The following is an 11,790-nucleotide window of genomic DNA, read 5'->3' on the forward strand; positions in this document are numbered from 1 at the left end:
TGTCGGCTTACTCCGACATTTTTTTATTCTATTACTTTTGCCGTATAGTGGAGTTTTTCAATAGCTTGAATAAGTTGCTGGTTAGTAACTTCTGGTTTTGTAATCACTTTTACGGTATGTTCATTCATATTAGCTTTGGTTTTAATCACACCATCAAGCGCACGCAACTCTTTATTCACCAAATAAACACAAAGCTGACAAGTCATTTCCTTAACATAAAACGAAATTTCACGTTCTGCGGTCTGTGAGATCGGTTGTGGCTGAGCTGCTGTTGCAGCATAAACTGCTTGAGAAAATGCCGATACCATTAATAAGACATAGATAATTTTTTTCAACATATAATCCTCTTATTATTCTAAAAACCAAGGTAACACTGTCGGATAAGTGAGGAAAAATAAAATGACAATAAAAACCAGCCAATAAAGTGCAATCAGCCATTTGCGAGATAAATATTTAGTACAAATAATTTTCTTTGAGAAAATTAACAACCAAAATCCATAACCAAACGCACCTAATGACAAAATTAACATCGGAATCCGCAAATAATCAAAGCGATTGAGTTCAATTAACCAAGTAGAAGAAACACCAAATACCAGATAGATCAATGGTGCAATACAACACAAAGTTGAGGTTACTGCTGCAATGACAGCAGTAACACAACTGGCAAAAAATTGATTATTTGATTTCTTTAGAAATGAACTCATAACCAAATTCTTTCGGATTATATGAATTTAACGGATCACCGCCGATTTCTGCATAAGGGTAACCAAAATTATTGATTGGTTTTAATTCTGGTGCAGGATAAAGATCAAAATCACGCGCATGATTAAAACCAACCCAATTTGCTTCCCAGTTACCAAATAGATATTTAGCAACCGCTTGAGTTGCAGGATCTTCTACCGATTTTTTCTCAGTTAAACGCATTTTCGCAACATCCGCTGAATCCACTGGTACCCAACCAAATCCAGCTAAATAAAATTCAGCACGGCAATGTTGACCACCATCTTCATTAGCTACGCCATCTTTAGCACTACCAAAAGCTTTCTTTGAATATTTCTCCATTTTTGGTGCAGCACCTAAACGGATACCAAAAATTTCACGCGCAGGGATCCCCGAAGCACGCGCTAATGCAACAAACACTGAATTAATATCAGTACATTTTCCTTTTAATACACCTGTTGTCAGAATCTTCTCAACATCACCATCCCCACAGCCTAAAACAGAATTATCACGTTCCATATTGTTGACAATCCATTGGTGAATCAGCTCTGCTTTTTTTAGTGGATTTTTTTCATTGCCCACAATTTTGTCAGCAAACTGTTTCACAATACCATCGATTTTAATATGTGGTGTTGCTTTGAGGTAAGGTTGAACATCAACCGAATAATTAATTTTTTCCGGCATCTTATAATCTTTTAATGCGCCCGTCACCATTGGTTCACGGTCTTTAGTTTCAATAACCATTTTTACTTTAAGGATACGTTTATCTGCTTTCTCTCCCCAACTCGCATAAAGTGTTTTTGCGCCATATTGGTTATTTTCTGTGATATACGCATTACGATAGTTTCCTTCAAATTCAATTGATTTTAATGTTTGGTAGTCACTATTGAATGGTAATGGTACCCATAAATTGGTTTCGCCCACTGCCCCTTTTGGTGCAACAAGATCATAAGAATTAGTAAATTCGTAAGTATGTGTTGTTGTATTTGGATTAACTTGAGTAACAGGTGTTGTGGCATAGGCCATGCCAGAAATGAGCATTGATGCTAACAGAAGTTTTTTCATATTGTGTAACCTTAAAATAAACATAACTTGCTATATTTTGAATGTTCACTTGCAGTGAACTTGGTAAGGATACTCGGATTGATGAAAAAAGAAAGCAATATTTTTTATAAATCTATTTTCTCAATAAAAAAATGCAACGATAAAAATTTTAAAATAAAACGCTTATCGTTGCACTTTGGTAATCACGTTTAACGTGTTTTGCTCTGCGTTGATAACTGCCTTTTCCTTTACGTTGGCGTTCAATACGTTGTCTGAATAATTTATCTGTAACTAGTGCTTTCACCGCACTTTCTTGAATTTCACCACGCTGGTGTTGATAAGATTGTTTCATAAATTTTTCCTTTCTTCATAATGCTAAAAAACCGCCAAATTTTGGCGGCGTGTATTATGACAAATTTATACTCGGCTGACTATAAAATCTCTAGCACATTTTCAGGCGGACGACCAATTCTGGCTTGATTGTCATTAATCACGATTGGACGCTCTAATAATGCTGAATGATCGACAATGGCTTGTAACAATTTTTCCTTTTGTTCTGGAATCGCTGGATCTAATTGATCTAAACCAAGTAATTTATATAAATCATCTTTAGTTCTCATCATCAGACGAGGATCCTCAATGCCCAATTTTCCCATCAGTGCTTTTAATTCTGGTAATGAAAATGTGCGATCTAAATATAGGATCACTTCAGGTTGAATTTTTTGCTCTTCTAATAACTGTAAAGTGGCACGACTTTTAGAACAACGAGGATTATGTAAAATTTTAATTGCCATTTTTTTCTCCTTCTTGATGATTAAGCTTCATCACTCTATCACGCTTAACCAAAAATCAAAAATAAATTACGAAAATACAATTTTGCATAGTTTTTTCATTTTGCTTCCTGTATAATCTTGCGACCCTGTTAATTACATTGGTTTTTCCCGCCATGTAATTTTTTTATGCTTAAAATACACTCGAAGGGGTGTTATTGAGGGCGAAAAGGTGTGTTCAAACATTTGAACACAGGGTGTTAAATTATTATTTTGGTAATGAATTAATGAAAACTTTTGTAGCAAAACCAGAAACAGTAAAACGCGACTGGTATGTAGTTGATGCGACAGGTAAAACTTTAGGTCGTTTAGCTGCAGAAATCGCAAGCCGCTTGCGTGGTAAACATAAACCTGAATATACTCCACACGTTGACACAGGTGATTACATCATCGTTATCAATGCTGATAAAGTTGCTGTAACAGGCCGTAAAAAAACTGATAAAATTTATTACTGGCACACTGGCTACGTTGGTGGTATCAAACAAGCGACTTTTGCTGAAATGATTGCTCGCCGTCCAGAACGTGTGATTGAAATCGCAGTTAAAGGTATGTTGCCTAAAGGTCCTTTAGGTCGTCAAATGTACCGTAAATTAAAAGTGTATGCAGGTAGCGAACATAACCACGCTGCACAGCAACCACAAGTTTTAGATATTTAATCACGAGGTTTAGACTATGGCAGATCAAAACTACGGCACAGGCCGCCGCAAAAGCTCTTCAGCTCGTGTATTTATTAAACCGGGCACAGGTAAAATTACTATCAATCAACGTGAAATCGACGTTTATTTCGGTCGTGAAACTTCACGCATGATTGTTCGTCAACCTTTAGAATTAGTGGATATGGCAGAAAAATTTGACCTATATATCACTGTTAAAGGTGGCGGTATCTCTGGTCAAGCAGGTGCAATTCGTCACGGTATTACTCGTGCGTTAATTGAGTATGATGAAACTTTACGTCCAGTATTACGTGCAGCTGGTTTCGTTACCCGTGATGCTCGTCGTGTTGAACGTAAAAAAGTTGGTCTTCGCAAATCACGTCGTCGTCCACAATACTCAAAACGTTAAGTGCGACAAGGTGTCGTACTTATGGCAATATTTCCTTATATATCAAGGATTTATTGCAGGAAATACTGGTTGCACCAACCAGATATTTCCAACTTTTCAAGCACCTCTTGGAGGTGCTTGGGAAGGCAGACCAAGAACGGAGCGTTGCTCAAAACTTGGTTCTAAGTTGGTCAATGTAAACAGACCATCTCTAAAGGATAGAGGTATGATCTTCACTTTGATGTACTTAATATTCCCTGTTTAACAAAGTATTAAGAAGAGTAAGTAAGCAAGATCCCGTTTCGAAGTTACCCATACTTCCTGTTAATACTATCAAAAGTATTAAGACAATAACTTCAGTGAAAACTGAAATTATTAGTTGGGTTACCCATACCCCAGAGAGGAGAAAAGTTTACACACCTACTATAAAGAAAGCCCAAAGATAGTTCAGTGCTCAGAAAAACTATCAGAACTAAGATCTGGTAAATCTTAGGGAGGGAGTACTTACTTCACATTATGTATATCATTGAATATACATTTACTTATTCATTTTATGTATATCTGAGTATATACATTTATCTATTCACTAAATACTCTTGATATGGGGTATTTTCGATAGCAAATGAAAGAATGGGAATAAATAAGTTCTCAAGATTTCAGGAGCTAGGCTTTACTACACCTATAATTCATTAATTACTCTTCTAATCTGGAAATAGAAAGTTTAATCACTTTGTATTTTTTGTACTAGATAAAGAAGAGTGGGATTGTATTTTGGGTAAGTTTAAACATTGCGAATAGAAAGCATAAGTGAATTTGGAAGTAACAGTAAAGGCTTATTTATTGCAGTATAGGGCGTACCAACTTAGTAAGTATGCGTAAGCTGTTATCATCATTGTTACAATCAATAAAACTGAAGATATAAGTAGTACAGTAGTATTGATGAGGTAACCTGTTATATGGCTAACAGTAGTCTAGGGATAGTGCATCACTGGCAACGGTGTTGTGCAGAGCTTCCTGACAATGAACTCCTGAGCAATCAGTCAATAAAATCGTGAGAAATTATTGAGAGAGAACTAATAGCAAGTTCTTGAGGGGCTAGACTGAATAGAAAGATAAATGAAAGTGAACAACTGATAAACCTCGTTATTGAGACAAAGCCAAAGCTATTGATAGGCTTTAACCAAAAGGTAGGCAGTCGGTTATTCCTCTTTAACGTGGGAATACGCCATCTTAAGCACTGTCGGGGAACAGGTTGTATCTTCACTATTCGTGTGATGATAACGGAACTTGGTAAGCCTGTATTTTCGCCTTGTCCACAATACTCAAACCGTTTGAAATAGAATGATTGAGTAAAACAAACAAGGCAGGTAAAGCGTAAGCAATACTGTTGAAAATGCAGGTAAGGGAAGTTGGAAAAAGCGAAGGCTACATTGCAATGATGTAGATAGGGTATGAAACATAACCTAATCCGAAAGGATGCAGACTTCCAACTGGTCTTTCATCGCAAGATGAGTAGCAATTCCTTTAAGGGTTATTAGTGTTAGTTTGTCCCATTGGGGCAATTTAAAGTTTTCTTACTCTAATGGAAGGGAAACAAACTAATAACAAATGTAAACTATTTAAAGAAAGGCGAGCGTTGGGCTTGCTAGCTAATTAACTTGATTAGCTCATTGTGATGGGTGGGAAATCCCATCACACCTAACGCCCGTACTCTTTAACCCAATCGGTTACAAGAGCGGTTAAAACTATCGGTATTCGGTAGTTCCTCTTGTACACGACCAAGTTTACACTGAGGAATTTACCCACTTACCGAGACCTTTTAACTTACCTTGTAATATCAGAGGTAGGTATGAAAGAGCGTAAGCATTATACTGAAAAAGTAGCTTGCAATCCAGCGACCTCGCACATCTCACAATGGCATTACGTTGAATGGCGTAAAGCAGAAAGGTATGTGAAAGGAATGCAAATTCGGATTGCGAAGGCTACGCAGGAGAGCGATTGGCGTAAAGTGAAAAACTTACAACGAATGCTCACCCACTCGCATTACGCCAAATTGGTGGCGGTAAAGCGAGTGACTGAAAATAAAGGCAAAAAGACAAGTGGTGTTGATAAAGTGCTTTGGAATACCCCTGAAGCAAAATGGCAAGCAGCACTCTCTTTAACGGACAAAGGATATAAACCTCGCCCATTAAGACGAGTTTATATTCCCAAAACCAATGGAAAGAAACGTCCATTAGGTATTCCAACAATGAAAGATAGAGCAATGCAAGCCTTACATTTATTAGCATTACAGCCTGTAGCAGAAACAAACGCTGACAAAGGTTCGTATGGGTTTAGACTAAACCGTTCAACGGCAGACGCTATTACCCATATACACCAAATTTATTCGCATAAAGGGAAGAAAACCAATCAAGCTGTTGAATGGGTACTGGATGCGGATATTGCAGGTTGCTTTGACCATATAAACCACGACTGGCTAATAAAGCATATTCCGATGAATAAGCGAATATTGCGGAAGTGGCTAAAATCAGGTGTTGTTGAATTTGGTCAATTAAAACAGACTACAGAAGGTACACCGCAAGGCGGTATTATTTCGCCAACGTTGGCAAATATGACATTAGATGGATTGGAATGCTTACTTGAAAACCATTTTGGGAAAAAAGGAAGTAGAAAAATCCGAGAAAACAAAACGTATCTAGTAAGATATGCAGATGATTTTATTATCTCAGGGAAAACAAAAACATTGCTTGAGGAAAAAGTCATTCCTTTAATTGAAGGTTTTCTAGCAGAAAGAGGTTTAACCTTATCGGCAGAAAAAACAAAGGTTGTGCATATTGAACAAGGTTTTGATTTTCTAGGTTGGACTGTTAGACGTTTCAAATCCAAGATTTTGGTTAGACCAAGTCAAAAGAATGTAAAAGCATTCTACAATAAGGTTAAATCAACAATCTCTGTAATGAAAATGGCTCAACAGAAAGACTTAATAATGGTGCTAAATCCAATGTTAAGAGGATGGGCAAATTATCATAAAAGCCAAGCGGCAAGTAAAATATTTGGACGGATGGATGCTTTAGTTTGGAAAGTCTTATGGAAATGGTGTAAGCGGCGTCATCACAATAAAGGGATCAAGTGGATAAAGGAGAAATACTTTTGTACCAATGCGACCCGTAATTGGCTATTTGGCACGGTATATACCAATGATAAAGGTGAAACATATCCATTAAATTTGTTTTATTGTGGAAATGTTAAAATAAAACGGCATATTAAAATAAAGTCTGAATATAATCCGTTCTTGCCTGAATGGGAATTATATGGAGAAAAACTTAGCCAAGATCGTCTATATGATGAACAATCTCATAGGCAACAATGGCAAGCTCTATATAAAGACCAAAGTGGAAAATGTGCTTTATGCAGGTTACCAATTACCAAAGAAACAGGTTGGCACGATCACCATATCGTGTACAAAATGTTTGGTGGCAATGATACGTTAAGTAATCGTTGTCTGGTACACCCAAATTGCCATACAAAAATATACGCCTTAAATTTGAAAGTTGTAAAGCCGACTAGCTAATAGTTAATAGAAAGGCTTGAGCTGTATGCGGAGAAATTCGCTTGTACAGTTCTTAGGGGGCGAAGATATAGTAATATATCTTTGCTACCCGACGTGCGACAAGGTGTCGTACTTATGGCAATATTTCCTTATATATCAAGGATTTATTGCAGGAAATGCTGGTTGCACCAACCAGCTATTTCCAACTTTTCAAGCACCTCTCGGAGGTGCTTGGGAAGGCAGACCAAGAACGGAGCGTTGCTCAAAACTTGGTTCTAAGTTGGTCAATGTAAATAGACCATCTCTAAAGGATAGAGGTATGATCTTCACTTTGATGTACTTAATATTCCCTGTTTAACAAAGTATTAAGAAGAGTAAGTAAGCAAGATCCCGTTTCGAAGTTACCCATACTTCCTGTTAATACTATCAAAAGTATTAAGACAATAACTTCAGTGAAAACTGAAATTATTAGTTGGGTTACCCATACCCCAGAGAGGAGAAAAGTTTACACACCTACTATAAAGAAAGCCCAAAGATAGTTCAGTGCTCAGAAAAAACTATCAGAACTAAGATCTGGTAAATCTTAGGGAGGGAGTACTTACTTCACATTATGTATATCTGAGTATGAGTATATACATTTATCTATTCACTAAATACTCTTGATATGGGGTATTTTCGATAGCAAATGAAAGAATGGGAATAAATAAGTTCTCAAGATTTCAGGAGCTAGGCTTTACTACACCTATAATTCATTAATTACTCTTCTAATCTGGAAATAGAAAGTTTAATCACTTTGTATTTTTTGTACTAGATAAAGAAGAGTGGGATTGTATTTAGGGTAAGTTTAAACATTGCGAATAGAAAGTATAAGTGAATTTGGAAGTAACAGTAAAGGCTTATTTATTGCAGTATAGGGCGTACCAACTTAGTAAGTATGCGTAAGCTGTTATCATCATTGTTACAATCAATAAAACTGAAGATATAAGTAGTACAGTAGTATTGATGAGGTAACCTGTTATATGGCTAACAGTAGTCTAGGGATAGTGCATCACTGGCAACGGTGTTGTGCAGAGCTTCCTGACAATGAACCCCTGAGCAATCAGTCAATAAAATCGTGAGAAATTATTGAGAGAGAACTAATAGCAAGTTCTTGAGGGGCTAGACTGAATAGAAAGATAAATGTAGTGATCCACTAAATTAGCAGTCCTTGATAGGTTTTTTTCGCTAAAATTGGCGGTAATCCTTGATTATATGTAGAAGATCAGACTTGATCTGACAAATCATTATAAAAATGAGAGTTTCCCGTTTAGAATATGAGTGTCTAAAATTCAATCTAAACAAAAAAGGAAACTCTCATGTTTTATTCTAACAATCCTCTCATTAAACACAAGATTGGTTTACTTAATTTAGCGGAAGAACTTGGAAACATATCTCAAGCTTGCAAAACGATGGGAATGAGCCGGGATACGTTCTATCGTTATCAACAAGCTGTAGAACAAGGCGGTGTTGATGCATTACTGAATCAAACTCGTCGAGTACCGAACATCAAAAATCGAGTAGATGAAAAAGTTGAGCAAGCAGTCGTAAAATTTGCTCTTGATTTCCCCGCGTATGGACAGGTTCGTGTGAGCAATGAACTTCGTAAGCAAGGTATTTTTGTATCTGCTGGTGGTGTTCGTTCTATTTGGCTACGCCATAATCTTGCTAACTTTAAACAGCGTTTAAATGCTCTCGAAAAAGAAGTTGCTGAAAAAGGGCGTAATGGACAATTTGGATGCTAAAAACTTCTGAAAAGCTTATCATGAAAGGCTTTTAGATAGGTCAAAGGCTTTGAATACAAAAAATGCTTTTTCTGTGGCTCAAATCGAGTCAAAAAGAATGGCACTCGCAACCATAAACAACGCTACAAATGTTCGGATTGTCATCGTCAATTTGACGGTGGCAATCGCATCAATTCTCACGAAATTTGGCTAGCCTACACACAAGGCAAGCAAACCATCAAGCAACTTGCCATTCGTTATCATTGCAACGAAAAGACCATCAGACGACACTTGGATAAAGTCCAAATTACACTTAAAACCCCGACATCAATCGCTGTTAATTTACTGATGGATACCACCTATTTCGGACGAGAATACGGCGTCATGGTTTTTGCAGACAGCCGAACGCAGCAAGTACTTTTTATCAAAACAGTTGAATACGAAACCAATCAACACTACCTTATGGGTATTCAACACCTAAAATCACAGCATATTGAAATACAAAGTATTATCTGCGATGGACGACGTGGATTAACCACATTATTGTCTGATATTCCTGTACAACTTTGTCAATTCCACCAAGTACAATGCATCATCCACTACCTATCGCGTCATCCTAAAGATCCTGCACCACAAGCATTGTTAGCCCTCACATATCGAATGAAAAATTGTACAGAAAAAGATTTCAAACAAGGCTTGAAACAATGGTATCAACAACACAAAGAATATCTAAATGAACGTAGCATCAATTTAGAAACAGGTAAAATGTGGTATACCCATAAACGTCTGAGAACGGCTTATTTCAGTTTAAAACGAAATATACCGTTGTTATTTCAATTTGAGAAATATCCGGAATTAGACATTCCAAAAACCACAAATTACTTAGAAGGTCTGTTTGGAGATTTAAAGAACAAATTGAGATGCCATCAAGGGTTAAAGAAGGAACGTAAGATAAAGTTTATTCAGGATTATTTGATGAGTAAAAATGACTTTTAGCCTCCAAAATGTCCATTAGGAGGCTGTTTTATGATTGTAGCCTCCATTTTGTCCATTACTCCTGAAAAAGGTATTATCTTGAGTGAAAGCCAAGTTCAAGCTTTAGAACGTAAAAAAGACGATGATATTGCATGTGGTGAAATTGAGACGGCTCACCCTGGCTATTTAGGCTCACAAGATACTTTTTATGTAGGCAATTTAAAAGGCGTGGGACGTATTTATCAGCAAACGTTTGTTGATACTTATAGCAAGGTTGCTTTTGCGAAGCTCTACACGATGAAAACAGCAATTGCTGCTGCGGATATGTTAAATGATAAAGTGTTACCGTTCTTTGTGTCACAAGGTTTACCAATGTTGCGAATTTTAACGGATAGGGGAAGCGAGTATTGTGGCAAGGTCGAAAATCATGATTACGAGCTGTACTTAGTGATTAATGATATTGAGCATACAAAAACTAAAGTAAAACACCCACAGACAAATGGCATCTGTGAGCGTTTTCATAAGACTATCTTGCAAGAGTTTTATCAAGTGGCTTTTAGAAAGCACATTTATACAGATTTAGCTCAACTGCAAGCTGATTTAGATGAATGGTTAGTGTATTATAATCTTCATCGAACTCATCAAGGCAAAATGTGCTGTGGTAGAACACCAATGGAAACATTACTTGATGGAAAATGTATTTGGGCAGAAAAGAATTTAGGCTCAAATTAATCTGACAGGCGCTGTAATTTTAAACGGGGACTGTCAGATTAGGTTTGATCTTCTACACATATTACCAAAATATCAACTCATCATTATCAAATTCTAGCTCTACCCTATCCGATTCAAGCTGTTCAATTGATTTATTTTCTGTCGTTCCATTCATTAACCGAGTGGCCCAATTACCAGTAACATACGCTAATGTATGAAAACAATATCTTTGCTCATTACTTAATGTATCTCCAACAATCACTGTAGCAGGAATATGAAGTAATGTTAGCTGTATATAGCACATCATTGCAGTAATAAAATCTATATCTCTTGCTTCAACATAAAGTTGTCGTTGATAATTGATATCATATTGTTGCAATGTTTTTGCCATCGCTATAATCATTGCTCCAGAACCACATGAGGGTTCGCTTAATGTAATAAACTCTTTTTTGTGTGTGTTTTTGTCAATATGTAATTGAGCCATAAATTCTGCAATAGGAAATGGCGTAAAAAATTGTCCTTTAAATTCATCACCTAAATCTAATGACATAAACACATCGCCTAGAAAATCTTGATAAGGTTGCTGCTCAAATGCTATAACGACAGAAGAAAATAATTTACTAAGTAGTGTTTTTTCTTCTTGATTATATGATATAGCTATCCTTTGGTAGTCTTGTAAAAGATTTTCATCAACTTCTATATTTATGATTTTCATTACACAAGCATAAAGTTCAAAGCCAAAAATGAAAATAAAGTCACTAAATAAAGCAGAACTTCTTTTTCCTGATATATTGATAAGTCTGTGAAAATCACTGATAAATGTTTTCTTCTCATCTAGTCTAGTTTTCTCTTTCATTACATTACTCCTGTCGAATAAAGGAGTAACCCTTAGAGGATGTTACTCCTCTAAGGGAAGAAAATAGATAAGTTAAAATTTATTCATTATCAAATAACGTTGATATTATATGCTTTAATGTAAATTATTAGGCTGCAACAGTTTGTTCATATAATCGCATAACATCACGAATTTCAAACAAGTATTCAGTAGCCCTTCGAGCATGTCCCGATGCTTTAAAAATCGCTTTTTTGTCAGATTTTAATACCTTTATCCAGCTATCAATATAACTAGCATTGAATGAAATAGTATCAAACCCAAGTG

At 36.3% G+C, this 11,790-nt stretch carries 10 protein-coding genes and 3 pseudogenes; 6 read left to right on the forward strand and 7 right to left on the reverse strand.

Annotation, left to right across the window (positions count from 1 at the left end; translation table 11 throughout):
* Nucleotides 1-23: 23 nt before the first annotated feature.
* The 5 genes from PF272_RS10490 to arsC all read right to left on the reverse strand — a co-directional run bounded on the left by PF272_RS10490 (nt 24) and on the right by arsC (nt 2,558).
* Nucleotides 24-335, reverse strand: a complete 312-nt coding sequence (locus PF272_RS10490) for a heavy-metal-associated domain-containing protein (protein ID WP_413789453.1) — start codon at nt 333-335, stop codon at nt 24-26.
* Nucleotides 336-350: 15 nt separating this feature from the next.
* Nucleotides 351-704: a mercuric transporter MerT family protein gene (locus PF272_RS10495; RefSeq protein ID WP_065237120.1), complete on the reverse strand. Its 354-nt coding sequence runs from the start codon at nt 702-704 to the stop codon at nt 351-353.
* The gene (locus PF272_RS10500) at nt 676-1,785 is read right to left on the reverse strand and encodes a transglutaminase-like domain-containing protein (RefSeq protein WP_271142715.1); all 1,110 of its coding nucleotides are present in this window, start codon (nt 1,783-1,785) and stop codon (nt 676-678) included. The genes PF272_RS10495 and PF272_RS10500 overlap by 29 nt, the downstream gene beginning before the upstream one ends.
* Nucleotides 1,786-1,933: 148 nt before the next feature.
* A complete protein-coding gene (locus PF272_RS10505) occupies nt 1,934-2,116 on the reverse strand; it encodes an alternative ribosome-rescue factor A (protein ID WP_065234836.1) in 183 nt (60 codons plus the stop codon).
* A gap of 79 nt (nt 2,117-2,195) precedes the next feature.
* The gene (gene arsC, locus PF272_RS10510; protein ID WP_271142716.1) at nt 2,196-2,558 is read right to left on the reverse strand and encodes an arsenate reductase (glutaredoxin); all 363 of its coding nucleotides are present in this window, start codon (nt 2,556-2,558) and stop codon (nt 2,196-2,198) included.
* A 263-nt stretch (nt 2,559-2,821) separates the two neighbouring features.
* Here arsC and rplM point away from each other — a divergent pair, with 263 nt between their 5' ends.
* The 6 genes and pseudogenes from rplM to PF272_RS10540 all read left to right on the forward strand — a co-directional run.
* On the forward strand, nt 2,822-3,250 hold the full coding sequence (rplM, locus tag PF272_RS10515; protein WP_065234842.1) for a 50S ribosomal protein L13: 429 nt from the start codon (nt 2,822-2,824) through the stop codon (nt 3,248-3,250).
* 16 nt (nt 3,251-3,266) lie between these two features.
* The gene (rpsI, locus tag PF272_RS10520; protein ID WP_065234838.1) at nt 3,267-3,656 is read left to right on the forward strand and encodes a 30S ribosomal protein S9; all 390 of its coding nucleotides are present in this window, start codon (nt 3,267-3,269) and stop codon (nt 3,654-3,656) included.
* Between the two features lie 1,828 nt (nt 3,657-5,484).
* On the forward strand, nt 5,485-7,206 hold the full coding sequence (ltrA, locus tag PF272_RS10525; RefSeq protein ID WP_271142717.1) for a group II intron reverse transcriptase/maturase: 1,722 nt from the start codon (nt 5,485-5,487) through the stop codon (nt 7,204-7,206).
* A gap of 1,334 nt (nt 7,207-8,540) precedes the next feature.
* Nucleotides 8,541-8,942, forward strand: a pseudogene (locus PF272_RS10530) (helix-turn-helix domain-containing protein); the annotation flags it as partial.
* 96 nt (nt 8,943-9,038) lie between these two features.
* Nucleotides 9,039-9,941 (forward strand): annotated as a pseudogene (locus tag PF272_RS10535) (IS256 family transposase, variant Zn-binding type); the annotation flags it as partial.
* 66 nt (nt 9,942-10,007) lie between these two features.
* Nucleotides 10,008-10,652 (forward strand): annotated as a pseudogene (locus PF272_RS10540) (integrase core domain-containing protein); the annotation flags it as partial.
* A 61-nt stretch (nt 10,653-10,713) separates the two neighbouring features.
* Here the strand turns inward: PF272_RS10540 and PF272_RS10545 are convergent.
* Together PF272_RS10545 and PF272_RS10550 are read right to left on the reverse strand one after the other, a co-directional pair.
* Nucleotides 10,714-11,487, reverse strand: coding sequence for an N-6 DNA methylase (locus PF272_RS10545; RefSeq protein WP_271142719.1), 774 nt, complete (start codon nt 11,485-11,487; stop codon nt 10,714-10,716).
* Nucleotides 11,488-11,614: 127 nt separating this feature from the next.
* A complete protein-coding gene (locus PF272_RS10550) occupies nt 11,615-11,773 on the reverse strand; it encodes a zincin-like metallopeptidase domain-containing protein (RefSeq protein WP_271142721.1) in 159 nt (52 codons plus the stop codon).
* Nucleotides 11,774-11,790 lie beyond the last annotated feature (17 nt).

Origin of the sequence: Gallibacterium faecale (assembly GCF_027920745.1) — a bacterium.
GTDB lineage: Bacteria > Pseudomonadota > Gammaproteobacteria > Enterobacterales > Pasteurellaceae > Gallibacterium > Gallibacterium faecale.